Below are 24,075 nucleotides of genomic sequence, written 5' to 3'. Positions count from 1 at the left end.
GCCCGCACGCCCGAACGGCCCACCTCCACCTGGAGGCGGGCCGTTTCGCGTATTTCGGGTCTCCCGCGGGTCTCCGCAGTGAGTGGGGGACAACCAGAGAGGCTTGCACGCGGTGCCGCGCCCGCTCGACGTCGAACTGGCCCGCCCGCGCCTGGTCGACCGCCTCCGAGGCCGGTGGTGCCGTCCGGTCACGCTGGTGACCGCCGGTCCGGGTTTCGGCAAGACCACCGCGCTGGCCCAGGCGGTCCGCGCGAACCTCCTGGAACCACGCGGCATCGACGCCTGGGTGACCTGCGGTCCCGGCCACGAGGACGCGACCCGCCTCGCCACGACGATCCTGGACGCTCTCGCGGCAGCGCATGGTTCCCAGCCCGGCGTGGCGGAGATCCTCCAGGCGCTGCACCGCAAGGCCCCGCTCGACGTGTGCCTGCTGCTCGACGACGTGCACGAGGTCCCGGACGGATCACCTGGTGCGGAACTGCTCGCCGCCCTTGCCCGCGCGTTGCCGGCCACCGCGCACCTCGTCCTGTCCGGGCGTGTCGTGCCGGGACTTCCGCTGGCCCGCAGGGAAGCGGCGGGGGAGGTGGCCACGATCGAGACCGCCGACCTGGCCTTCACCGACGCCGAAACGTCCGCGCTGGCCAGGAGATTCGGCCGTGAGCTCACCGAGGACCTGCACGGCTGGCCCGCGCTGATCAGGCTGTCGCTCACCGCCGGCCCCGCCGCGTCCTGGCGCTACGCCGCCGAGGAGGTGCTGGGCCGGCTGTCCGCACCGATGCGGGAAACGTTGGCGGCGCTGGTGATTCTCGGGTCCGCGACCGCCTCGGAGGTCAGTGCGGTGGCGGGCTCACCCGTCGACGTGGAACACCTGGTCCGGACCGTTCCGCTCGTGGACCGGCTCGACGACGGCCGCTACCGGGCCCACGACCTGTGGGCGAGCGTCCTGCCCACCCGTCACATGCGCGCCACAGCGGCCGAAGTGCTGGTCCAGCGCGGCGAACTGGCAGGCGCCGGACGGGTCGCGTGCCGGGCCGCCGACTGGACACTGCTCGCGCGCCTGGCGGTCGAGCTCGTGCGGACCACGCTGTCGGTCCTGCCCAGCGCGACGGCCAGGAGATGGCTCGAAGCGGTTCCGGCACACCATCTTCAGGAGCCCGCGTTCCTGGTGCTCACCGCCGCGGTCCGGCACGCCGACGACTTCGCCGACCCGTTCATCGACTGCCTCGTCGACAGGGCGTGTGCGCGCTGGCTCGACGCCGGTGACCACGACGGTGCGGCGGTGGCGCTGGGGCAGGCCGTGATCACCGCGCACTCCAGGGGAGATCTCACCAGACTGGTCGCCGTCGCCCAACGGGCCCAACGGCTCGAAGCGCGGTCACCCGTGCTGAGGCTGCTCCGGCACAGCGTCGCCGCGGTGGTCGCCGAGCTCGCCGGAGACCCGGAGACCGCGCTCACCCACCTCGCTCAGGCGCCCACGAGTGAGGTGCCCCAAGCGCTTGCGGTGTCCACGACGCGGTTCCACGTGCACTGCCTCGCGCTGTGCGGGCGGGGCCGGGACGCGGCCGAACTGGCCGGACGGATGCTCACCGGCGACCTGTCCCGCCGTCACGTCGCCACGGCGCGTTGGTTCGACGGTGAACCCGTTGAGTTCCAAGGGGGCAACGAGGACGGCACGGCTCGCGACGAGTTCGTGGCGCGGGCCTTTCACGCGGTCATCGCCGCGTCGTTCGGTGAGATCACCGCCGAGCTCTCCGCCGAGCAGGACAACCCGCGTGACGCGGTTCTGACGTGTGCGGCGCAAGCAGCGGCAGCCGTCACCCGCGGCGACGAGGACCTGGCCCGCGACCTCTACAAGCAGCACCTGGCAAGGTGGCCCGCCGACATCAAGGTCGCCGAACGGCACCTGCGCCGGTTCCTGACGCTGGGCTACGTGCTCAGCGACGAACTCAGGGAACGCTGGGACAGCACCGATCTGGGCCCGTCCCACCGCAGGGCCCGCACGGCCGGACGAGCGTTCCTGCAAGCCAGGCAAGGAGATCTCCGCACCGATCTGCCGGAGGAACACGTCCTCTGCTTCCTTCCCCTGCCCTGGTCGGCGGAACTCGCCGTGCGCCAGGCGGCGAGAGGCAGGACGAAGCTGGGCACCTGGCTGGCGGACCGCGTCGGTCCGGCCGCGCATCGCCAGTTCCGCGAGCTCGCCAGAGATCCCGGCCTCGCCGCCGGTGCCGCCAAGCTGCTGGCCACCGTGCCCGCGCCACCGCATCACCCGGTCGGCATCGAGGTTCTCGGGCCGATGCGGGTCACCAGGAACGGCCTCACCGCACAGGCTCCGGAACTGCGCCGCGCCCGTGTCCGCCAGCTCCTCGGCCTTCTCGTGGTGCGCACCGTGATCACCCGCGCCCAGGCGATCGACCTGCTGTGGCCCGAACTGGACCCCGCGAGTGCCGCGAGAAACCTGCGCGTGACGATGACCCACCTCCGGCGGCTGCTGGAACCCGACCGTGCCGGTGGCGAGGCCAGCTACTTCCTGCGCAGCGACAGCGACACCCTCCGTCTCGTCCGAAGCGACCGGCTGACAGTGGATCTCTGGTCGTTCCACGAGCTGAGCGACACGACCAGGCTGAGCGAGGCGATCGCGTTGTGGCGAGGCGAGCCGCTCCCGGACCTGACCGATCTGTGCGAGCCGGAGATCGCCCAGATCAGGGCGCGCCACGTCGGCAACCTGCTGGCACTGGGCGAGCTCCGGCTCGTCACCGGAGACTCGTCCGAGGCGCGTCACCTCGCCGACCGGGCTCTGGAACTGGAGCCGTTCGAACCGCGAGGCCACCGGCTCGCGCTCGCCGCCGCGTTGCGCGCACGGAATCCACAAAGGACCGAGGAGGTCCGTGCGCGCGTGCTGGACTCGTTGCGGCAGCTCGGGGTGAGACCCGACCCGGCCACGGAGATCCTGCTTCGTCAGGCGGTCACACGCAGCTGACGGTGATCTCCGTCGACGGCGGGCAGAAGTCGAAGCCGAGCTGGCCGTCGCCGCGGTCGAGGTTCAGGTCGCCGGACAACAGGTCCATGCCGTCGCCGCCGCGCATGTCGTCGTCGCCGCCCTCGCCGTAGACGGTGTCGTGGCCGTCTCCACCCTGGACCTGGTCAGGGCCCCAGCCGGCGCAGACCAGGTCGTTGCCCTCGCCGCCGAAGATCGTGTCGTCGGCACCGAGCCCGAGGATGATGTCGTTGTCGCCCAGCCCGAAGATGGTGTCCGGGCCGTTGCTGCCGACGATCACGTCCGGTCCCGGCCCGCCGACGATGAACCCCGCGCCGACGATCGTGGGCACGGCGTTGTAGCAGTCCGCGGGCGTGGGTCTGTTCTGGAACTCCGGCGGTACCTCGTCGGCCTGGGCGACACCGGCGGTGCAGAGCCCGATGGCGAGTGCGGCGGCGGCAATGCGCAGTCTCATGGTCGTTTCCCCTCTTCTGTGTCTTGCCTGGGGAGAGGGTCACAACCGGGCGTTGCCCGAACGCTAACCGGAGCGCGCCGGCTGTGATGTGTGAAGAACGCCCTGGTCGTCCAGGGCCTTTGTTCATACGAGGGTTGGTTCCACGACACGTTCCGGGACTACAAACTCGGTTCATGTCGCTTTCTCGTCGTGGGTTCATGGCTGCCGTCGCTGCTGCTGGTGCGGGCACGCTGCTGCCACCGTCGGTGTACGCCGCGTTGGCCCGTGAGCCCCGTGGGGGAGGGCTGCGCGCGATCAAGCACGTCGTGCTGTTGATGCAGGAGAACCGTTCGTTCGACCACTACTACGGGACTCTCCGCGGCGTGCGCGGGTTCTCCGACCGCAACGCGCTGAAGGGCGTGTTCAACCAGTCGGGCGTGCTGCCGTTCCCGGTGCGTGAGGCGGCGTCGGGGCGGGACATCCAGTACATCGGTGACCTGGACCACAGCTGGAACGGTGGGCACTCGGCGTTGCGCGGCGGGTGGAACGACAACTGGGTGCCCGCGAAGACCGCGGCGACGATGGCGTTCTACACGCGCCAGGACATCCCGTTCCACTACGAGCTCGCGGACACGTTCACGCTGTGCGACGCCTACCACTGCTCGGTGCCGTCCTCGACCTCGCCGAACCGCAACTACTGGGTGTCCGGGTACACCGGCTTCGAGCCGTCCGGTGGCCGCGCGACCGGCAACGCGGCCTACAGCGAGGACACGCACACCGGCTACACGTGGAAGACGTACCCGGAACGCCTTGAGGCGGCCGGGAAGTCGTGGCGGGTGTACCAGGAGTGGGACAACTTCCAGGACAACAACCTGGAGTTCTACGTGCGGTTCAAGGAGATCGCGCGCAAGGTGCTGCCCGCCGGGTTCAAGTCGCTGGACAAGCTGTACGGGACCGGCGACCCCGCGCTGATCGGCTCGCTGGACCTCTCGAAGCTCTCCGCGGCCGAGAAGTCGCTGTACGACAGGGGACTGCACCGGGTGAAGCCCGGCGGGCTGGGGGAGACGTTCCGCGTGGACGTCGCGGCCGGCCGGTTGCCCGCCGTGTCGTACCTGGTTCCGTCCTCTGTGGACTCGGAGCACCCCGGCGCGTCGTCGCCCGCCGCCTCCGCCTCGATCACCTACCAGGTGCTGGACGCGCTGGCGTCCAACCAGGAGGTGTGGGAGTCCACGGTCCTGTTCATCACCTACGACGAGAACGACGGCTTCTACGACCACGTGCCGCCGCCGCGCCCGCCGTTGTCCGTGACCGATGAGTACGTGGGCGACCGGCCGTTGGGGCTGGGTACCCGCGTGCCGATGACCGTCGTCTCGCCGTGGTCCGTCGGCGGTTACGTGAACTCGCAGGTGTTCGACCACACGTCGATGACGCAGTTCCTGGAGAAGTGGACCGGGGTGCGGTCGGAGGAGATCTCCGCGTGGCGCCGGACCGTCGCCGGCGACCTGACCTCGACGTTCGACTTCGACCGGCGCCGCACGTGGCCCGAGGTCGGCGAGCCCGCCGCCGTGCCGCCCGCGACGCCGCGCTGGCGTCCCGCGCCTCCGTCCGAGCAGAAGATGCCGGAGCAGGAGCCTGGACGCCGCCGAGCGCGCGCTCTGCCGTACCAGCCTGACGCGTCGTTGCGCGGGTCGTCGCTGGACATGTCGAACTCCGGGTCAGCGTCCGTGCACTTCGCGCTGTACCCGTACTCGGGGCAGTTCGCGCTGCCGCAGCACTTCGACGTCTCGTCGTCGGCGTCGCTCGAGGTCGCGGGTGATCACGACCTCGTGCTGCTCGGCCCCAACGGCTTCCGCCGTGAGTTCGTTGGGTCGTCTTCTGACCGTGCGCGCGTCTCGTCGTCGGTGCGCGGATACAGCCGTGTGCTGACGTTGACGTTCGAGAACAGCGGTTCGTCGCGGCTGACGTTCGTGCTGGGGCGGCGTCGTTACGTCGTGAGGCCAGGACATCGTCACGTCATCCCATGGCTGACCATCATGAACTCCGGCTGGTACGACCTGACGGTGACGGTGGAGGAAGAGCCCCGGTTCCGCCGCCGTCTGTGCGGTCACATCGAGAACGGCCAGGAGTCGATCTCCGGATAACGTTGCTCCCGTGGAGATCAAGGGGGATGAGATCCGGCGGCGGATGATCGAGCACGATTTGTTGGATCCGGGCGGGTTCGTGCTCGTCGGGGCCCAGATCACCGGTCAGCTCGACCTGTCCGACGTCGTGGCGAAGAAACCGTTGGTGCTGCGCGACTGCACGACCGAGCAGCCGGTGCTGCTCGACCGGGCGCAGTTCTCGCAGCTGGACCTGCGCGGCCTGAGCGCGCCCGCCGTGCACGCGCGGGGCCTGACCGTGGACCACAACCTGAGCCTGAGCGGCGCCCGCCTGAGCGCCGCGGAGTCGATCGACGCGCTGCACATGCGCATCGGCGGCAGCGTCTACCTGGACGACGGTTTCCACGCCGCGGGTTCGGTGACGCTGAGCGGTTCGCAGATCTCGGCCGTGCTGAGGTGCGCCGGTGCGCGTTTCGAGGCGGGGCTCGTGCTGGTCGACCTGCGGGTCGGCGACGGGATCTTCCTGTCCCAGGGCTGCGACGTCTCGGGCGGCGGCGTCCACGCGTCGGTGCGATTACGCGGGACACGGGTCGACGGCCAGCTCATCTTCCGAGACGGCCGGTTCAGCTCACCCGACGTCGCTTTGGACGTGCGGCACGTGCGCGTCGGCAAGGAGCTGTTCCTGGCGTTCGACGGCGTCGAGGGCAAGGCACAACTCGAAGGCCTGACCTACGAGGGCCTGCCACGAGACGCCACTGTGGACGAATGGCTCTCGTTCCTGGCGACCCGCACCCTCCGCTACTCGACGCAACCGTGGACCCAGCTCGCCGCCGCCCATCAGGCCGCCGGCCACGAACGCGACGTGCGGCGGATCCGGGTTGCCCAGCAACGTGATCTGCGCCGCCGCGGCCAGCTCTCGCGGTGGGGCCGCGCCTGGCACCTGATCCGAGGCGTGACGGTAGGCCACGGCTACCGCCCCGGCCTCGCGCTCGTGTGGCTGGCCGGCGTGCTCGCCGTGTCGGTGGGGGTGGTGTTGATCTCCGGCGCCGTGCGCTGCTCGACGGTGGAACAGGTCGGCTACGCCCTGAACGTGGCAACGCCGCTGGTCAAGGTCGACGCCACTCGCTGCACCGTCGACGCGGGTGCGGCGTCCGGCCAGGTGGTCCTCGCGGCCACGTGGCTGCTGCAGATCCTGGCCTGGGCGTTCGCGACCCTGTTCGTGGCGGGCTTCACCGGATTGGTGAGGCGCAACGCGTGACTGTCGGGGGTGTCTGATACACCAGGAGGCATGAACGCGAAGACCGGAGCGAGAAAAGGGGAGCGGGTCCCCGCGGAGTCGCTGCCGGTCGCCCGGATCGTAGTGGACGTGCCGCTGGCCCACCTGGACCGCCCCTTCGACTACTCGGTTCCGTCCGAACTGGACGAAACCGCCGTCCCCGGCTGCCGAGTCAGGGTGAGGTTCGCGGGCCAACTCGTCGACGGCTACCTGCTGGAGCGCGCGGAAACCTCGGAGTACGGCAAGAAACTGGCCTTCATCGAGAAGGTCGTCTCACCAGAACCGGTGCTCGCCCCCGAGATCGCGACCCTGGCCCGCGCCATCGCCGACAGGTACGCGGGCGGCATGATCGACGTGCTGCGCCTGGCCATCCCACCCCGGCACGCCCGAGCGGAAGCCGCCGCGCCTGGGGAGTCGCCGCCCCTGCCTCAGCTTCCCGAGTGGGTGGGGCAACGGTCGGCCGACGTGCCGCAGGCCGGAGCCGCGCCGCGGACCGAGATGGCAGCACAGGCCGAGGTGCCGCAGGGCGAAGGTGCCTCGCATCCTGAGGCCGCCTCTCCGTCCGAGGCCGCTTCGCAGACCGGAGCTCCACAAGCCGGAATCCCGCAGACCGGAGCTCCGCAGGCCGGGGCTGCTCCGCACACCGGCGCGGGCCCGCAGCCAGAGCAGCCGAGTTCCGCCGAAGGCGCCTCGCATCCTGAAGTCGCCTCTTCGGTCCGAGCCGTCCCCCGTTCCGAAGCTGTCCTGAGTTCGGAAGCCGGCCCGCAGTCCGAAGGGTCGCGTTCCACAGCCGCCCAGCAGTCCGAAGCAGCCCTGTCGGCCGACGCCGTGTCGCAGTCCGAAGGGCCGCGTCCCACAGCCGCCCAGCAGTCCGAAGCAGCCCTGTCGGCCGACGCCGTGCCGCAGTCCGAAGGGCCGCGTTCCGCAGCCGCCTACCAGTCCGAAGCAGCCCTGTCGGCCGAAACCGTGCCGCAGCCCGAGGGGCCGCGTCCCACAGCCGCCTACCAGTCCGAAGCAGCCCCGTCGGCCGAAACCGTGCCGCAGCCCGAGGGGCCGCGTTCCGCAGCCGCCTACCAGCCCGAAGCAGCCCCATCGGCCGAAGCCGTCCCGCCGACCGAGGCAGCAGCCGCGCGCTCGCAGCTGCCGCCCGTCCCCGCCGACGCCTGGGCGCGCTATCCCCGCGGCCCCAAGTACCTGGAGGCCCTGCACGAGGGCCGTCCCGCCCACGCCGTCTGGCAGGCGCTGCCCGCCGAGGACTGGCCCGCCCGGCTCGCGGAGGCGGCTGCCGCCGTTGCGTCGTCCGGGCGTGGGGTGGCCATCGTCGTTCCCGACCACCGCGACCTCGCCAGGGTCGTCGAGGCGTGTGGCGCGTTGATCGAGGGCGTCGTGACGCTGTCGGCCGACCTTGGGCCGTCGGAGCGCTACAAGCGCTGGCTGTCCGTGCGCCGTGGCGTGGCGCGGGTGGTGGTCGGTACGCGGGCCACGGCGTTCGCGCCGGTCAAGGATCCTGGGCTGTTGGTCGTGTGGGACGACGGTGACGATCTGCACGTCGAGCAGCGTTCGCCGTATCCGAACGTGCGTGACGTGTTGGTGCAGCGCGCGCACATGACCGGGGCCGCGCTGCTCATCGGTGGGTTCGCCCGCACGGCCGAGGCGCAGTTGCTGGTGGAGACGGGCTGGGCGCACGAGATCGTGGCGTCGCGCGAGACGCTGAGGTCCGTGGCGCCGCGGGTGGTGTCGGTGGGCGACAACGAGTGGCAGGACGTCAAGGACCCTGCTGCTCGTACGGCTCGGCTTCCGTCCATCGCGTTCGACGCGGCCCGGTTCGCCCTCACCGACTCGCCGGTGCTGATCCAGGTGCCGCGCCGTGGTTACGTGCCGTCGCTCGCCTGCGGGCAGTGCCGGGGTCCTGCCCGGTGCCGCCGGTGCGCGGGGCCGCTGGCGTTGCCGGGAGGCACTGAGCACGGGCTGCCGAAGCCCGCGTACTGCCGGTGGTGCGCGGCGACGGAGGCCGGGTTCCGGTGCCCCACGTGCGGGTCGCGCAAGCTCCGCGGGCAGATCATCGGGGCTCGGCGCACGGCGGAGGAGCTCGGGCGGGCGTTTCCCGGGATTCCGGTGCGGACCAGCGGCGCGGACGAGGTGCTGACCAAGGTGCCCGGCAAACCCTCCCTGGTGGTCGCGACGCCGGGCGCCGAACCCGTGGCCGAGGGCGGCTACGGCGCCGTGCTGCTGCTCGACGGGTGGGCGTTGCTGGGCAGGGCCGACCTTCGCGCCTCCGAGGAGGCGCTTCGGCGGTGGATGACGGCCGCGGGCCTGGTGCGGCCGGGCAACGGGCGGGTGGTCGTGATCGCGGACTCGTCCCTGACCCCGGTGCAGGCCCTCGTTCGCTGGGACCCGGTGTGGCACGCCGCCACCGAACTCGCCGCGCGGACCGAGCTGGGCTTCCCGCCTGCGGTGCGGATGGCGACCGTCGACGGCACGCCGGACGCGGTCAACGCCATGCTCGACGAGCTCCGGCTGCCGCCCACCGGCGAGATCCTCGGCCCGGTGCCGCTGGGCGACGACGAGACCAAGGAACGTGCCCTGGTGCGGGTCGCGCGCGGCGAAGGCCGTCAGCTGGCCGCCGTGCTGGCCGAGGCGCAGGCCGTGCGGACGGCGCGCAAGGAACAGGACCTGGTGCGCATCAAGCTCGACCCGCTGGAGGTCCTCTAGGCGCTCAGTGCGCGAAGTGGGAGCGCAGACCGGCGATGTGCTCGCGGATGTCCTCGTCGGTCAGCTTCTCGTACTCGAGGTACTCGCTCATGTAGGTCATGAGGTCGCCGCGTTCGGGATGCTCCTCACCCGCGATCACGTGCGCCGTCGTGCCCGCGATGCCCGCCGGGAACAGCAGGAAGCCGTCGAGGCCCGCCATCGTGTCGAAGGAGGCGTTCTTGGCCTCCCACAGGGCCCAGACGTCCTCCTCACGGCCGCACTCGGCGAGCAGCAGCGCGGCGAGCACCAACGTCTCGCGCACGCCCCAGCCCTCCTGGTGCGCGGCGGTCTCCTCGGCGAGGAGATGGCGCAGCAGACCGGCGTCGTCATCGCGGCGTTCGCGCAGCAGGAGGTGCAGCGCGTCCTCGCGGTCGGCCTCGTCGAGCGGGGTGTTCGTGAAATCGGTTCGCAACTGATCAAGATCGATCGACACGTCCGCACCTTAGGCCTTCCTCAAGGAGTGTTGCCATCCGGTCGTAACGGAGTAGAAGTTTCCGCATGTTGCGAACGGTTGCCGCACTGACGCTCTCCGTCGTACTGGTCGCCCCTGCCCCGGCAGGCGCGGCGGAATCATCGCCACGCGTGCCCGAGCAGGTGGGCTGGGGAGGCGCTGTCTCGAGCGTCGACCCCGACGCGTCCCAGATCGGCATCGACGTGCTCCGCCGCGGTGGCAACGCCGTCGACGCCGCCGTCGCCACCGCCGCCGCGCTCGGCGTGACCGACCCGTTCAGCGCGGGCATCGGTGGCGGCGGGTTCTTCGTCCACTACGACGCCCGAACCGGCCGTGTGTCCACTTTGGACGGCCGGGAGACCGCGCCGCGGTCCGCCACCGACCAGCTCTTCGTGGAGAACGGCCAGCCCCTGCCGTTCGCCGAGGCGATGACCAGCGGCAAGTCCGTCGGTGTCCCCGGCACGCCCAAGACGTGGCAGCAGGCGCTGCGCAAGTGGGGCACGCTCAACCTGCGCGAGGCGATGGCGCCCGCGGAAGCGTTGGCACGCCGTGGTTTCGTCGTCGACCGGACCTTCAACTCGCAGATCACGAACAACGCCGCCCGCTTCGCCGACTTCACCTCGACCCGCGACCTCTACCTGCCCGGTGGCCAGGCGCCCGCGGTCGGCAGCACGTTCCGCAACCCGCAGCTCGCCGACACCTACCGCGAGCTCGCCCGCACCGAACTGGCCTCGCTGTACGGCGGCGCGGTCGGCCGCGACCTCGTCAGGACCGTGCAGAAGCCGCCGGTCGTGCCCGGCTCGACCCGCAACGTCCGCTCCGGTGACATGCAAATCTCCGACCTGGCCCGCTACCAGGTCGAACGCCGCGACCCGACGCACACCCGCTACCGCGGCCTCGACGTCTACGGCATGGCGGCGCCGTCGTCCGGCGGCACGACCGTCGGTGAGGCGCTCAACATCCTCGAGTCGACCGACCTCGCGAAGGTCTCCGACGTCGAGTACCTGCACCGCTTCATCGAGTCGACCAAGCTCTCCTTCGCCGACCGCCTGCGCTGGGTGGGCGACCCCGCCTTCTCCCGCGTGCCGACCGAGGGCCTGCTCTCACAGAAGTTCGCCGACAGCCGCGCCTGCCTGATCAAGCCCGACGCCGTGCTGCCCGCCCCGCAGCCCGCCGCCGACCCGCGCGACCCCAAGGCCTGCGAGGCCACCGCCGGAATCTCGGCCCTGCGCGAGGACGCCGAACGCACCACGCACCTCACGACGGCCGACCGCTGGGGCAACGTCGTCGCCTACACCCTGACCATCGAGGCGGAGGGCGGCAGCGGCATCGTCGTGCCGAACCGAGGCTTCCTGCTCAACAACGAGCTCACCGACTTCGAGTTCGTCGCCCCGACCGCCGGCGTTCCGCACCCGAACCTCCCCGGCCCCGGCAAGCGCCCGCGCTCGTCGATGGCCCCGACGATCGTCGTCGACCACGGCAAGGTCCTGCTCGCCGTCGGCTCGCCGGGTGGCTCCACCATCATCACCACGGTCACCCAGATCCTGACCGCCCGCCTGGACCGCAAGATGTCCCTGGTCGACGCCGTCGCGGCCCCGCGCGCCTCCCAGCGCAACGCCGCCACGACCCCGGCGGAGGCCGCGTTCATCGCCGCCTCGACCACCGCGGGCCTGCAGGCCATCGGGCACAGGTTCAGCCAGAACGCCGAGATCGGCGCCGCCACGGCCGTCGAACGGGCCGGGGACGGACGCTGGCGCGCGGTCGCCGAGCCGACGAGGCGCGGCGGCGGCGCGGCCCGCGTGGTGAAGGTGGGCTGACCCGGGCCGGGACCGCTGGTCGTCGATCAAGGCAACCGGCGGTCCCACCCGCGCGTGTACGGACCACCTATGTAGGGAGGCATTGGTGGAACGCAGGAACAAACCGACGTTGAAGCGGGCGCGGTTCGTGCTGGCGGGTGCGCTGGCCGTCGTGATGACGGTGCTGTTCGCGCCGTCCGGGCAGGCGGCGGCGAACCCGTACACGCCAGAGGGGGTCTGCGGCTCCGGCTACCAGCGCGTGTCGCCGAACGCGACGCTGGACCTGAAGAACGGCTCGGCCCTCTGGGGCCAGACCTACCTGCTCTACAGCTCTGCCACGAAGAAGAACTGCGTGGTCACGATCAAGCGCTTCGAGGTCGGCGTGGAGAGCTACACGGTCGCCCACCTGCAGGTCCAGGGCTCGAACATGGTCGGCGACGCCGGCTACTACGAGTACTACGCCGGCCCGCACTACGCGTACGCACCGGGTAAGTGCGTGCGCATCCACGGCGTGGTCTGGGAGGACGACATGGTCCGCTACGCCCAGAAGTACGGGCCCTACGGGTGGTGCGACTGACCACGCGGCCGGCTACTTGTTGGTGCGTCCGTCGATGCGTTCGCGGATGAGGTCGGCGTGGCCGTTGTGTTGCGCGTACTCCTCGATCAGGTGGACGTAGAGCCAGCGCACCGAGATCTCGCCCACCCGTTCGTGCACGAAGACGTCGTCGAGGTCCCGCGTGGCAGCCGCCGCGCGGGCCTCGGCCATTTCAGCCACGAGATCGGCGTACTCGGCCTCCGCGCGGGCCGGGTCGACGCCCTCGAAGGCGCCGTCCCAGTCGCCCGGCACGCTGTGCCGGGCCTTCACGTCCTGACCGGCCAGGCGGACGCGGAACCAGACGCGCTCCACGTCCGCGAGGTGGCGGATCAGGCCCAGCAGACTCAGGTTCGACGGCGCCGCGGACTCCTCGGCCAGTTGTTCACCGGTGAGTCCCGCGCAGTTGCCCAGGAACGTGGCTCGATGGCGGTCGAGCCACGCCTCCAGCATCGGGCGTTCCGCCCCGAGGAGCGGTTCGTCGGTCACTTCTACTTCGGGTGCCGTCCAGGTCATGGCTCCATGATCACTCGAACCCGCCCTCGTAGACGACTTCGTTGTCGGAGTCGCGGCCGACGACGTGCAGGCTGTTGATGTAGTCGGTCCTGTTCTTGGTGGAGACCGGGAGCGTGGCGATGAAGTAGCCGTCGACGACGTCCGCGGTCACCGCTTGCTCGTCGTCGACGGACACCTCGACGGTGCCGGCCGAGCGCTTGATGCGCCCGACGACCATGAGTGCCGACTCGTTCCCGTGAATCGTGACCAGCACGGGTTTCTCGGGTTTCTTCGTGACGGCGGGGAGATGCTCCCAGTGAACGCCGCCCAACACGCTGGGGCCGAAGCTGCAGGTCGCCCAAGCGTCGTGCTCACGATGGGCGATGAGCACACCCCCTCGCTGGTCGAGACCCGACACCAGCAGCGGCTCCCAGTTCTGGAGGTCACTGGCGTTCGCTCCGTTCCGGTACGAGGTGTCGGTGCACCTGGCGATGACGTTCACCAGCGTCCACGGGTCGGGGTCCCCGCTCTCGAAAGTCTGCGATTCGGTGACCGCCCCCTCGGGGATGTCCGGCACCGGGGTGGCCCGGTCATCGAAGACGAGATCGAAGTACGAGTCCTGGTACCGGGTGTCGACGACGAAGAAGTGTGGCGTGACGACGCCGTCGCTGGCCTTGAAGTCCTGGTCGCGGAACTCCGGCTTCGGGCCGGTCTTCAGCGTCCGCGCGTCCTTCGGGGGAATCCCCGCGATGATCCCGTGAGAGCGGAAGGTGACCGTGCCCTCCCGCAGATCTGTGGGCCGGAAGCTCTGCGACGCCACATAGGCCTTGGTACGGGTGAGCTCGCAGAAGCGGCCGTCCTGGCCGACCAGGACCTTGCTCAGGCCGAACTCCACCGTCTCGGAGGACTGCCAGTTCTGGTCGCCCAGGGCCGTGCGACATCGCGCCAGGTCCTGGCCTGAAGGCCGGACCACGCGCTCGTGGCCGGGGCGGGCCTTGTCGACGAACGGCTGCGTGACGAACTGGGTGGCGGCGACACCACCCGCGATCAGGAGTACCGCGGCGGCCACGGCCAGCGGGGCGCGGCCGCGACGCTCAGGGGACTCGCGGGTGGCGACGAAGTCCGGGCGCATGCGCTCCTTGACGTCGGTGGGGAGTTCGCGGCGGGGCGGCAGGTCGAAGGCCATCACTCCACCTCCAGGGTGTCGTAGGAGAGCTGCTTGCGCAGGCGGGCACGGGCGCGGGAGATGCGGGAACGGACGCTGACCTCGGCGACCCCCAGGGCCTCGGCGGCCTGCGCGACGGGCAGCTCGCCGAACAGCACGAGTTCCACGGCCTCGCGTTCGGCGCGGGGGAGTCGTTCGACCGCCTCCAGCACCTGGCGCAGCCGGGCCTCGTGGTCGAGCGACGCCGCGACGTCGTCGGCGTGGTCGCGCTGCACCTCGTTGCGCGGCACGCGGTGCAACAGCCGGGTGAACCGCGCTTTGCGGCGGAACTCCGAGCGTGCCAGGAAGCCCGCGACGGTGAACAGCCACGGCAGCGCGCTGTCCCGCACGAGCGTCATCTCGGCGCGGCGGCGCCACGCGGTCATGAACGTCGCCGACGTCAGGTCCTCCGCTGTCGACCACGACGCGGTCAGGCGGTAGGCGTGGTTCCACACCGCCTCGGCGTAGCGGTCGTAGAGCGCGCTGAACGCGTGCTCGTCGCCGCGGGTCCACAGTTCGGCGTCCGACGGGGCGTCGTCGCGCACGCCGGCCGCCCCCTCCCAGATCGGTCGCATCAGCCTCATGACCTGGAGGTGTCCACCTTCCGGCCGAGTGTTGCACCCGATCTTCCTACTTCGGGCTGACACAGGGTCGATACCCCGAGCCGATGTGATCTGACCTGCGCGAACGGCACAGTGGACGCCATGACGACGACCACTGTCACCAGCGCCCCGGCAACCCACATCGACTTGCACGCTCTGTTCCGGCCCGTCCTGACGGCGCTGCGCTTCACCGGCCACTTCGTCGTGGCGCTGGTGGGCGTGATCTTCCTCGGCAGCGCGTCCGAGCACTGACCGCGCTCCTCGTAGACTGGCCTCCAGTCCACACGAGGAGCATTGCGTGACCGTCCAGCCCATCCGCCTGTTCGGCGACCCAGTGCTGCGCACCGCGGCCACCGAGGTCACCGACTTCGACAAGGAACTGCGCACCCTGGTCAAGGACCTGTGGGACACGATGCAGGACGCCGGCGGAGCGGGACTCGCCGCGCCTCAGCTCGGTGTTGGACTGCGCGTGTTCACCTATCACTGCGACGGTTTCGCGGGCCACCTCGTGAACCCCACGTGGGACGTGGTCGGCGAGGAGATGCAGGACGGCTCTGAAGGCTGCCTGTCCATCCCCGGCATGTCGTGGGACTGCAAACGCCACCTGCACGTCGTGGCCAAGGGCTGGAACATGCACGGTGAGCCCGTCGAGGTCGAAGGCACCGAGACGCTGGCCCGCTGCATCCAGCACGAGTCGGACCACCTCGACGGAGTGCTCTTCCTCGACCGCCTCGACGCCGACACCCGCAAGCAGGCCATGCGGGAAATCCGGCAGGCCGAGTGGTTCGACGGTACGGTCCCCACCTTGAAGCAGAGCCCGCACCCACTCTTCGGCAGGTCCAGCTGACCATGCGACTCGTGTTCGCCGGTACGCCCGAGGTCGCACTGCCCTCGCTGCGCGCCTTCATCGACTCCTCCCGCCACGACGTCGTCGCCGTGGTCACCCGCCCCGACGCCCCCTCCGGCCGAGGCCGCAGGCTCGAACGCTCCCCGGTCGGCGCGCTCGCCGACGAGCACGGCATCGAGGTCCTCACCCCGGCCAAGGCAGGCGAACCCGAGTTCCTGGAGCGCCTGCGCGCGCTGGAACCCGACCTCTGCCCGGTCGTCGCCTACGGCAACCTGCTCCCGCAGCGCACGCTCGACGTCCCGAAGTTCGGCTGGGTCAACCTCCACTTCTCCGTGCTGCCCGCGTGGCGCGGCGCCGCGCCGGTGCAGGCCTCCGTGCGCAACGGCGACGACATCACGGGTGCCTCGACGTTCCGCATCGTGAAGGAACTCGACGCGGGCCCGGTGTTCGGCGTGGTGACCGAGAAGGTGCGCGACCGCGACACCTCCGGCGACCTGCTGACCCGGTTGTCCCTCTCGGGAGCCGACCTGCTGCTGTCCACTGTGGACGGCATCGAGGACGGAACCCTGCGCGCCGTCGACCAGCCCGACGACGGTGTGACCTACGCCGCGAAGATCAGCGTCGAGGACGCGCGCCTCGACTTCACCACGCCCGCCACGGCCGTCGACCGCCTGGCGCGCGCCGTGACACCGGAGCCCGGCGCGTGGGCCGAGTTCCGGGGAGAACGACTCAAGCTCGGCCCCGTCACGCCGGTCGCCGACGTGACGCTGCCGGCCGGCGAGGTGCTCGTCGAGCGCAAACGCGTGCTCGTGGGCACCGCCACCACCGCCGTGGCCCTCGGTGAGGTCCAGGCGCAAGGCAAGAAGCGCATGGCCGCCACCGACTGGGCACGCGGCGTGCGGATCGAATCAGGGGAGCGCATCGCATGACGCGCTCCCGAACGAGCTCGGCAGGCGTCGCCTGTGAGCGGCAGGACAGGAACACGGCGCGCGTGATCCGCGCGGCCGCAGGGGAGCCAGAGACAGTGGAGTACAACGCATGACCGGCCACTCGCGAGGCGCCTCGAAGCCTTCCCGCCCGAGCAGGCCGCACCCGCCGAAGCGGCGCACCGGACCCTCCCGGCCACCCGTGGAGGACCCGGCACGCCTCGCCGCGCTGGAGACCCTGCGCGCCGTGCGGCAGCGTGACGCGTACGCGAACCTGGTGCTGCCGCAGATGCTTCGCGACCGCCGCATCACCGGCCGTGATGCCGCGCTCGCCACCGAGCTCACCTACGGCGCGTCCCGGGCCCAGGGACTGCTCGACGCCGTGATCGAGGCGTGCTCGGACCGGCCGCTGTCCGAAGTGGACGGCTCGGCGCTCGACGCGTTGCGGCTGGGCACGTATCAGCTGCTGCGCACCCGGATTCCGTCCCACGCCGCGGTCGCCTCGACCGTCGACCTCGTGCGGGCCGAGCTCGGGTCCGGCGTCGCGGGCTTCGTCAACGCCGTCCTGCGCCGGGTGGCCGAGCAGGACGAGGCCGCGTGGGTGGACGAGCTCGCGCCCGACCCGGACACCGACCCGATCGGCAACCTGGCCTTCACCCACGCCCACCCGCGCTGGATCGCGCAGGCGTTCGCGGAGGCCCTCGGCAGCCGCGAGGAACCGCTGAAGCTGGCCCTCGCGGCTGACGACGCGCGCCCGGCCGTGCACCTGGTGGCACGTCCTGGCGAGGTGAGCGCCGACGAGCTCGCCGCCATCACCGGCGGCGACGTGGCGCCGTACTCGCCTTACGGCGTGCACCTGGAAGCCGGCGCGGGCGACCCGGGCGATCTCGAGCCCGTCCGGGAACGCCTCGCCAACGTCCAGGACGAGGGCAGCCAGTTGTGTGCCTTGGCCCTGACGCGCGCGTCGCTCGAGGGCGGTGACAACGGTGGTACGGATGACCGCTGGCTGGACCTCTGCGCGGGCCCCGGTGGCAAGGCCGCCCTGCTGGCCGCGCTGGTCGGCCTCGAAGGCGGCGAACTGATCGCCGTCGAGAAGGCACCCCACCGCGCCGAGCTCGTGCGCAAGCTCACCTCAGGCCTGCCGGTCACCGTGGAGGTGGCCGACGGCCTCGAGACCGGCTTCGTCGAAGGAGCGTTCGACCGCGTGCTGGTCGATGCGCCCTGCACCGGTCTCGGTGCGCTGCGCAGGCGCCCGGAGGCGCGGTGGAGGCGCCAGCCCGCCGACGTCGGCACGCTCACGAAGCTGCAGCGCGAGCTGCTCACCGAGGCGTTGCGACTGGTGCGTCCTGGCGGCGTCGTGGCTTATGTCGTGTGCTCACCTCATCTCTCCGAGACCGTAGGGGTGGTGACGGACGTCGCGCGGCGGACCGGGGCCGAGGTGCTGGACACGCGGGAGCTCTTCCCTGGAGTTCCGGACCTCGGGGAAGGACCGCACGTTCAGCTGTGGCCCCATCTGCACGGCACCGACGCGATGTTCTGCGCGGTGCTGCGACGCCCTGTTTGAGCGCTCGTGAAGGACGCTAGCGACGGGGTCCGACAGTTCTCGGGCCTCGTCGCCCGCAGGCCGCACAACGGGTCCGGAGTTCACCTGTCCGGGTGACGAACGGGGGCGCGGCGTGGCGGTGATCCTGGTGACCGGCATGTCGGGCACGGGCAAGTCGACGGTGCTCGACCTGTTGGCGCAGAACGGATACCGCACGGTCGACACCGACCACGGCGACTGGATCGACCGCACCGGCGAGCCGCTGTGGCGCGAGGACCTGCTCGGCGAGCTGATCGCCGAGCACGAACGGTCCGGCCGCCCGCTGTTCATCGCGGGCACGGTCGCGAACCAGGCGGTGTTCTACGCCAGGTTCGACGAGATCGTCCTGCTCAGCGCACCGATCGACACGATCCTGGAACGCGTCGCGAGCAGAACGGGCAACCCGTTCGGCAAGACCGAGGAAGAGCGGAACCGGATCATCGCGGACACGCGCGAGATCGAGCCGCTGCTGCGCGGGCCGGCCACCGCCGAGATCGACACCAGGCAGCCGCTGAACGCCGTGCTCGACCAGCTCGCCGCCCTGGCGGGAGCACCCGACCTAAGATCGTCCACATGACACGTGGGCTGCTCGGACTGGTCGCAAGCGGCTGCGGCGGCGTCGAGAGCTGGTTCCGCACCGAGCTCGCCGAGCCTGCCGCGCAACGAGGGTGGCGGTTGGCCATCACGTTCACCCCGACGGTCGTGCCGTGGTTCGAGGAGGCCGGCGAGCTGGACGAGCTCCAGGCGCTCACCGACCTCCCGATCCGCTGGGAGCCGAGGATGCCGAGCCAGCCCAAGCCCTATCCCACGCCTGACGCGTTCATCTTCGCCCCCGCCAGCGCGAACTCGGTGGCCAAGCTGGCCCTGGGCATCGGCGACAACCAGGCGCTGACCGCGTTGAACGAGGCCATCGGCGTGGAGCACTGCAAGGTCGTCGTCCTGCCCCAGGCCAACGCGGACAAGCGCCGTCACCCGATGTGGGAGACGCACGTCACGACGCTCACCAATGCGGGTGTCGTAGTGGTCACCGACGAGCCTCCCGGCAGGCTGCTCGACCTGCTGGACACCTAGACTTCACCCTTGTGGTCCACACGCCGATGATCGCCCCCAGCATCCTGTCCGCCGACTTCGCGCGCCTCGCCGACGAGCTCGCCGCGGTGCCCACCTCGGACTGGATCCACGTCGACGTCATGGACAACCACTTCGTGCCGAACCTGACGCTCGGCCTGCCGGTGGTGAAGTCGCTGCTCAAGGTGACCGACATCCCGATCGACTGCCACCTGATGATCGAGGACCCGGACCGCTGGGCCATCGGCTACGCGGAAGCGGGCGCGTACAACGTGACCGTGCACGTCGAGGCGGCCGACGACCCCATCGCGCTGGCCAAGAACCTGAAGGCGGCCGGGTCCAAGGCGGGGCTGAGCATCAAGCCCGGCACTCCGCTGGAGCCGTACGTCGACGTGCTGAAGCACTACGACACGCTGCTGGTGATGTCGGTCGAGCCGGGCTTCGGCGGCCAGAGCTTCATGGCCGACGTGCTGGACAAGGTGCGCCAGGCCCGTCACCTCGTCGACACCGGGCACCTCACGCTGCTGGTCGAGATCGACGGCGGCATCAACGCCGACACGATCGAACAGGCCGCGCAGGCCGGAGTGGACTGCTTCGTCGCCGGGTCCGCCGTGTACGACGCCGCCGACCCCGGCAAGGCCGTCGAGGCGTTGCGCGCCCAGGCGGCCGGCGCCCAGGGAACCAGGACCCCGTGACCCCCGAGGACGCGATGGTGCTCGCCATCGCGGAGAGCGAGCGGGTGCGGGGCATCACCAGCCCCAACCCGCCGGTCGGCTGCGTCATCCTCGACGAGAGCGGCAAGGCGGCCGGGTTCGGCGGCACGCAACCCGTCGGCGGTCCGCACGCCGAGGTCATGGCGCTCAAGGAAGCCGGCGTGAAAGCCCAGGGCGGCACCGCCGTGGTCACCCTCGAACCGTGTTCGCACTACGGCCGCACGCCGCCGTGCACCGAGGCGCTCATCGAGGCGGGCATCAAGCACGTCATCCACGCCGTCAGCGACCCGAACCCGAGGGCGGCGGGCGGAGCCGACCGGCTGGCAAAAGCCGGGATCACCGTCGAAAGTGGGCTCCTCGCGACCGAAGTCAGCCGCGGACCCCTCAGGGCGTGGCTGCACTACATGCGCACGGGCCGTCCGCACGTCACGTGGAAGTACGCGGCCTCGCTCGACGGCCGGATCGCGGCGAGTGACGGCACCAGCCAGTGGATCAGCTCGGAGACCTCCCGCAAGGAGGTCCACGAGATGCGCGCGAAGCTCGACGCGATCATCGTCGGCACCGGTACGGTCCGGAAGGACGACCCCGCGCTGACGGCCAGGGACGCCGATGGAATGCCGTTGCCCCGCCAGCCGTTGCCGGTGGTCGTGGGCATGAGCGACCTGCCGGTCGGAGCGAAGCTCCAGGACACCGCGCTGCACCTGCGCACGCACCACCCGGACGACGTGCTGACCGCACTTGTCGAGCAGGGGGTGGTCGACGTGCTGCTGGAGGGCGGACCGACGCTGGCCGGCGCGTTCTGGCGCGCGGGCAGGATCGACCGCGTGCTCGCCTACATCGCGCCGGCGCTGCTCGGGGACGGTCCCGCGGCGGTGCTGGGCGCGGGCGTGTCGACCATCACGGACGCTGTCCGGTTGACCGTGCAAGACGTCACCATGAGCGGGCCGGACGTGCGGATCAGCGCGGTTCCGGAAAATTAGGAGGAGCGGTGTTCACCGGGATCGTCGAGGAACTCGGCCACGTCGTAGCGACGGAGGACCTGCCGGACGCGGCACGGATCCGCGTTGCCGGGCCGATCGTGACCAGCGACGCGAAGCACGGCGACTCCATCGCGGTGAACGGCGTCTGCCTCACCGTCGTGGAGGTGGAGAACGACACCTTCACCGCCGACGTGATGCGCGAGACTCTCCTGCGCAGCAGTCTCGCGAAGGTCGCCCAGGGCGACCGGGTCAACCTGGAGCGCGCGGCCGCGGTCGGCCAGCGCCTCGGCGGCCACATCGTGCAGGGCCACGTCGACGGCACCGGCACGATTCTCGCGCGGGAGAAGGCCGAGCACTGGGAGATCGTCCACATCGGACTCCCGCCGACCCTCGCCCGCTATGTCGTGGAGAAGGGCTCCATCACGGTCGACGGAGTCTCGCTGACGGTCGTGACCGTCTCCGAGGACGAGTTCACCGTGAGCCTGATCCCGACGACCCTTGAACTCACCACGCTCGGGCGTCGTTCGCCCGGCGACCTGGTGAACCTGGAGGTCGACGTGCTGGCGAAGTACGTTGAACGACTGGCGATCCCGCACCTGCGGGCCATCGCGGGCGAGGAGGCCCAGTGAGCACCGACTTCGCCGACATCGAGCGCGCGATCAAGGACATCGCCGCCGGACGGCCCGTGGTCGTCGTCGATGACGAGGACCGCGAGAACGAGGGCGACCTGATCTTCGCCGCCGAGAAGGCGACGCCGGAGCTGCTCGCGTTCATGGTCCGCTACACGTCCGGGTACGTCTGCGTGGCGCTGACGGACTCCGACTGCGACCGTCTCGACCTGCCGCCGATGTACCACACGAACCAGGACCAGCGCGGCACCGCGTACACGGTCACGGTGGACGCGCGGGAGGGCATCAGCACCGGCATCTCGGCCGCCGACCGCGCCCGCACGATCCGGTTGCTCGCCGACCCGACGTCGAAGGCCAACGACTTCAACCGGCCCGGTCACGTGGTTCCGCTGCGTGCCAGGGACGGCGGCGTGCTGCGGCGGCCCGGTCACACCGAGGCCTCCATCGACCTCGCGCGTCTCGCGGGTCTGTCGCCCGCCGGCGTGCTCTGCGAGATCGTGTCGCAGAAGGTCGAGGAGGACATGGCCCGCCGCGACGAGCTCGAGGTCTTCGCCGCGGACCACGACCTCGCGATCATCACGATCGCCGACCTCATCGCGTACCGCCGCCGGGTCGAGACCCAGGTCGAACGCGCCGCCGAGGCCCGCATCCCGACCGCGCACGGCGTGTTCACCGCCTTCGGCTACGACAGCCTGCTCGACGGCATCGAGCACGTCGCGATGGTGTACGGCGAGATCGGCGACGGCGAGGACGTGCTGGTGCGCGTGCACTCCGAGTGCCTCACCGGCGACGTGCTCGGGTCGTTGCGCTGCGACTGCGGCCCGCAGCTCGACGCGGCGCTGGAAGCCGTTGCGGCACAAGGCCGTGGCGTCGTGCTGTACATGCGCGGCCACGAGGGCCGTGGCATCGGCCTGATGCACAAGCTGCAGGCCTACCAGCTCCAGGACCAGGGCGCGGACACCGTGGACGCGAACCTGGTGCAGGGGCTGCCCGCCGACGCACGCGACTACGGCACGGGCGCCCAGATCCTCGTGGACCTCGGCATCAAGTCCATGCGGCTGCTGACGAACAACCCGGCCAAGCGCGTCGGTCTGGAGGCCGGATACGGTCTGCGGGTGCTCGACCGGGTGCCGCTGCCGATCTCCCCGAACCCGGAGAACCTCCGGTACCTGCGCACCAAGCGCGACCGGATGGGCCACGAACTGCACCAGCTCGAGCAGTACGAGACCGTTGTTTCCGCTACGGAGGACCAGGAATGAGCGGCGAGGGCCGTCCGGATCAGGCCAGGCTCGACGGCAAGGGCCTGAGCGTCGCGATCGCGGCGACGCGCTGGCACACCAAGATCACCGACCAGCTCGTCGAGCGCGCGCTCAAGGCCGCGCAGGACGCCGGTTGCGTCGACACGACCGTGGTGCGCGTGGCGGGGGCGATCGAGCTTCCCGTTGTGGTGCAGGAACTCGCGCGTCACCACGACGCAGTGGTCGCGCTGGGCGTGGTCATCCGCGGTGGGACCCCGCACTTCGAGTACGTGTGCGACTCGGTGACGGACGGGCTCACGCGCGTCGCGCTGGACGAGTCGACGCCGGTCGGGAACGGCGTGCTGACGACCAACACCGAGGAACAGGCACTGGCGCGCGCCGGCCTGCCGGACTCGGTGGAGGACAAGGGTTACGAGGCGACCGTGGCCGCGATCGACACGGCACTGGTGCTGCGCGGCCTGCGTCAGCCCTGGACCGAGCGGGGTTTCGAGTGATGACGTCCATCGTGTTGCGTCCCAAGAAGATCCGCCGCGTCGCGTGGGCGTGCGCGGTCGGTCTCGTGGTCGTGTTCACGATCGTGGGTCTGCTGCTGGGTGACACGCCGACCGGCGTGATCTTCCGGACGTCCGACCAGGTCGCCATGATCGTGCTGGGCTTCCTGCTGGCGGGTGGTGTGCTGCTGCTGACCCGTCCGCGCGTCACCGCCGACGCCGAGGGTGTCGACGTGCGCAACGTCGTGACGTCCCACCACTTCGACTGGAACGACGTGCTGTCGGTCAGCTTCCCGGACGGCGCCGCGTGGGCCCGTCTGGAGCTGCCGGAGGACGAGTACATCTCGGTGATGGCCGTGCAGGCCGTGGACCGTGAGTACGCCGTTTCGTCCGTGCGCGCGTTGCGTGAGCTGCACAAGGCCGCGCGCGTCTAGACCCACAAGCCGAGGATCGCGCCCGCGAGCGTGAGTCCGACGATGTGATAGCCCGCTCCGATGGCCGCGAAGGTGATCGGGGCGGGCTTCGTCATGTCGTAGGCACCCGTCACGAACCTGACCGGCAACGCGACGCCGACGCCGACGACGAGCCCGAGCAGGATGCCTTCCATGATGTTGTCGGTGTTCGAGGCGTTGCCGATCATCGCGGTCGCGAGCGTGATGACGAAGCAGGTCAGCAGCGGGATGGCGTAGACGGCCGCGCTCTGGTTCTCCGGAGGGCTCAGGTCCTGGCCGGACGCGTGTTGGTAGGCCCTGCCGAAGGCGTACTCCGCGTACCAGACCATGCCCAGCGCGAAGTAGGCGATCGTGGCCACGATGACGGCTAACCAGTTCAGGTCGCCGAGCACGGTCAAGCTCATGTGGGGTCTCCCGCGGTGATCAGGGTGACT

At 70.7% G+C, this 24,075-nt stretch carries 24 protein-coding genes; 18 read left to right on the top strand and 6 right to left on the bottom strand.

What is annotated here, in order from left to right:
* Positions 1-112 precede the first annotated feature (112 nt).
* Positions 113-2,977: a hypothetical protein gene (locus BM417_RS02410; protein ID WP_143138468.1), complete on the top strand. Its 2,865-nt coding sequence runs from the start codon at positions 113-115 to the stop codon at positions 2,975-2,977.
* Here BM417_RS02410 and BM417_RS02405 read toward each other — a convergent pair.
* Positions 2,964-3,449 (bottom strand): calcium-binding protein, encoded by a 486-nt coding sequence (locus BM417_RS02405; protein WP_093588060.1) that lies wholly within the window; start codon positions 3,447-3,449, stop codon positions 2,964-2,966. The two genes, BM417_RS02410 and BM417_RS02405, sit on opposite strands and share 14 nt — an antisense overlap.
* Positions 3,450-3,622: 173 nt before the next feature.
* Here BM417_RS02405 and BM417_RS02400 point away from each other — a divergent pair, with 173 nt between their 5' ends.
* From BM417_RS02400 to BM417_RS48950, 3 genes are read left to right on the top strand one after another with little or no spacing between them, the layout of a single operon-like run.
* The gene (locus BM417_RS02400; protein ID WP_093588059.1) at positions 3,623-5,569 is read left to right on the top strand and encodes a phosphocholine-specific phospholipase C; all 1,947 of its coding nucleotides are present in this window, start codon (positions 3,623-3,625) and stop codon (positions 5,567-5,569) included.
* A 10-nt stretch (positions 5,570-5,579) separates the two neighbouring features.
* On the top strand, positions 5,580-6,785 hold the full coding sequence (locus BM417_RS02395) for a translocation/assembly module TamB domain-containing protein (RefSeq protein WP_093588058.1): 1,206 nt from the start codon (positions 5,580-5,582) through the stop codon (positions 6,783-6,785).
* A gap of 30 nt (positions 6,786-6,815) precedes the next feature.
* Positions 6,816-9,515, top strand: a complete 2,700-nt coding sequence (locus BM417_RS48950; RefSeq protein ID WP_093588057.1) for a primosomal protein N' family DNA-binding protein — start codon at positions 6,816-6,818, stop codon at positions 9,513-9,515.
* A 4-nt stretch (positions 9,516-9,519) separates the two neighbouring features.
* Here the strand turns inward: BM417_RS48950 and BM417_RS02385 are convergent, their stop codons facing one another.
* Positions 9,520-9,987 (bottom strand): hypothetical protein, encoded by a 468-nt coding sequence (locus BM417_RS02385; protein ID WP_093588056.1) that lies wholly within the window; start codon positions 9,985-9,987, stop codon positions 9,520-9,522.
* 65 nt (positions 9,988-10,052) lie between these two features.
* On the opposite strand from BM417_RS02385, the gene ggt reads away from it, so the two are divergent.
* Together ggt and BM417_RS02375 are read left to right on the top strand one after the other, a co-directional pair.
* On the top strand, positions 10,053-11,822 hold the full coding sequence (ggt, locus tag BM417_RS02380; protein ID WP_093588055.1) for a gamma-glutamyltransferase: 1,770 nt from the start codon (positions 10,053-10,055) through the stop codon (positions 11,820-11,822).
* 85 nt (positions 11,823-11,907) lie between these two features.
* Positions 11,908-12,378: a hypothetical protein gene (locus tag BM417_RS02375; protein WP_093588054.1), complete on the top strand. Its 471-nt coding sequence runs from the start codon at positions 11,908-11,910 to the stop codon at positions 12,376-12,378.
* A 12-nt stretch (positions 12,379-12,390) separates the two neighbouring features.
* Here the strand turns inward: BM417_RS02375 and BM417_RS02370 are convergent, their stop codons facing one another.
* Genes BM417_RS02370 through BM417_RS02360 form a run of 3 tightly spaced genes read right to left on the bottom strand, consistent with a single transcriptional unit; the run spans position 12,391 to position 14,676 of the window.
* Entirely contained in the window at positions 12,391-12,909 is a 519-nt protein-coding gene (locus tag BM417_RS02370; protein ID WP_093588053.1) for a DinB family protein, read from the bottom strand.
* Positions 12,910-12,919: 10 nt separating this feature from the next.
* Complete coding sequence (locus BM417_RS02365; RefSeq protein ID WP_093588052.1) at positions 12,920-14,074, bottom strand: hypothetical protein; 1,155 nt, start codon at positions 14,072-14,074, stop codon at positions 12,920-12,922.
* A complete protein-coding gene (locus BM417_RS02360; RefSeq protein WP_245821628.1) occupies positions 14,074-14,676 on the bottom strand; it encodes an RNA polymerase sigma factor in 603 nt (200 codons plus the stop codon). The genes BM417_RS02365 and BM417_RS02360 overlap by 1 nt, the downstream gene beginning before the upstream one ends.
* A gap of 120 nt (positions 14,677-14,796) precedes the next feature.
* Here BM417_RS02360 and BM417_RS47510 point away from each other — a divergent pair, with 120 nt between their 5' ends.
* The 12 genes from BM417_RS47510 to BM417_RS02305 all read left to right on the top strand — a co-directional run bounded on the left by BM417_RS47510 (position 14,797) and on the right by BM417_RS02305 (position 23,623).
* Entirely contained in the window at positions 14,797-14,946 is a 150-nt protein-coding gene (locus tag BM417_RS47510) for a hypothetical protein (protein WP_177320242.1), read from the top strand.
* Positions 14,947-14,992: 46 nt separating this feature from the next.
* On the top strand, positions 14,993-15,541 hold the full coding sequence (gene def, locus BM417_RS02355; RefSeq protein WP_093588051.1) for a peptide deformylase: 549 nt from the start codon (positions 14,993-14,995) through the stop codon (positions 15,539-15,541).
* A gap of 2 nt (positions 15,542-15,543) precedes the next feature.
* Positions 15,544-16,470, top strand: coding sequence for a methionyl-tRNA formyltransferase (gene fmt, locus BM417_RS02350; RefSeq protein ID WP_093588050.1), 927 nt, complete (start codon positions 15,544-15,546; stop codon positions 16,468-16,470).
* Between the two features lie 109 nt (positions 16,471-16,579).
* Positions 16,580-18,031 carry an RsmB/NOP family class I SAM-dependent RNA methyltransferase gene (locus BM417_RS02345; RefSeq protein WP_093588049.1) on the top strand — a complete coding sequence of 484 codons (1,452 nt, stop codon included), beginning with the start codon at positions 16,580-16,582 and terminating at the stop codon, positions 18,029-18,031.
* A 112-nt stretch (positions 18,032-18,143) separates the two neighbouring features.
* Positions 18,144-18,626 carry an AAA family ATPase gene (locus BM417_RS02340; protein ID WP_245821626.1) on the top strand — a complete coding sequence of 161 codons (483 nt, stop codon included), beginning with the start codon at positions 18,144-18,146 and terminating at the stop codon, positions 18,624-18,626.
* On the top strand, positions 18,623-19,120 hold the full coding sequence (locus tag BM417_RS02335; protein WP_093588048.1) for a flavoprotein: 498 nt from the start codon (positions 18,623-18,625) through the stop codon (positions 19,118-19,120). Before BM417_RS02340 ends, BM417_RS02335 begins: the two co-directional genes overlap by 4 nt.
* Before the next feature lie 26 nt (positions 19,121-19,146).
* A complete protein-coding gene (gene rpe / locus BM417_RS02330; protein WP_093588548.1) occupies positions 19,147-19,812 on the top strand; it encodes a ribulose-phosphate 3-epimerase in 666 nt (221 codons plus the stop codon).
* A 14-nt stretch (positions 19,813-19,826) separates the two neighbouring features.
* Positions 19,827-20,810: a bifunctional diaminohydroxyphosphoribosylaminopyrimidine deaminase/5-amino-6-(5-phosphoribosylamino)uracil reductase RibD gene (gene ribD, locus BM417_RS02325; RefSeq protein WP_093588547.1), complete on the top strand. Its 984-nt coding sequence runs from the start codon at positions 19,827-19,829 to the stop codon at positions 20,808-20,810.
* 8 nt (positions 20,811-20,818) lie between these two features.
* Positions 20,819-21,439 carry a riboflavin synthase gene (locus BM417_RS02320; protein WP_093588047.1) on the top strand — a complete coding sequence of 207 codons (621 nt, stop codon included), beginning with the start codon at positions 20,819-20,821 and terminating at the stop codon, positions 21,437-21,439.
* Complete coding sequence (locus BM417_RS02315; RefSeq protein ID WP_093588046.1) at positions 21,436-22,698, top strand: bifunctional 3,4-dihydroxy-2-butanone-4-phosphate synthase/GTP cyclohydrolase II; 1,263 nt, start codon at positions 21,436-21,438, stop codon at positions 22,696-22,698. The genes BM417_RS02320 and BM417_RS02315 overlap by 4 nt, the downstream gene beginning before the upstream one ends.
* The gene (ribH, locus tag BM417_RS02310) at positions 22,695-23,192 is read left to right on the top strand and encodes a 6,7-dimethyl-8-ribityllumazine synthase (protein WP_093588045.1); all 498 of its coding nucleotides are present in this window, start codon (positions 22,695-22,697) and stop codon (positions 23,190-23,192) included. Before BM417_RS02315 ends, ribH begins: the two co-directional genes overlap by 4 nt.
* Positions 23,192-23,623 carry a PH domain-containing protein gene (locus tag BM417_RS02305; protein WP_093588044.1) on the top strand — a complete coding sequence of 144 codons (432 nt, stop codon included), beginning with the start codon at positions 23,192-23,194 and terminating at the stop codon, positions 23,621-23,623. The genes ribH and BM417_RS02305 overlap by 1 nt, the downstream gene beginning before the upstream one ends.
* Here BM417_RS02305 and BM417_RS02300 read toward each other — a convergent pair.
* Complete coding sequence (locus BM417_RS02300; RefSeq protein WP_177320241.1) at positions 23,620-24,045, bottom strand: DUF1761 domain-containing protein; 426 nt, start codon at positions 24,043-24,045, stop codon at positions 23,620-23,622. The two genes, BM417_RS02305 and BM417_RS02300, sit on opposite strands and share 4 nt — an antisense overlap.
* Positions 24,046-24,075 lie beyond the last annotated feature (30 nt).

It is taken from the genome of Lentzea waywayandensis, from assembly GCF_900115955.1.
In the GTDB taxonomy this organism is placed as follows: Bacteria; Actinomycetota; Actinomycetes; order Mycobacteriales; family Pseudonocardiaceae; genus Lentzea; species Lentzea waywayandensis.
Note: the sequence above shows the minus strand (reverse complement) of the source record. Positions and strands in the feature narration are given on the sequence as shown.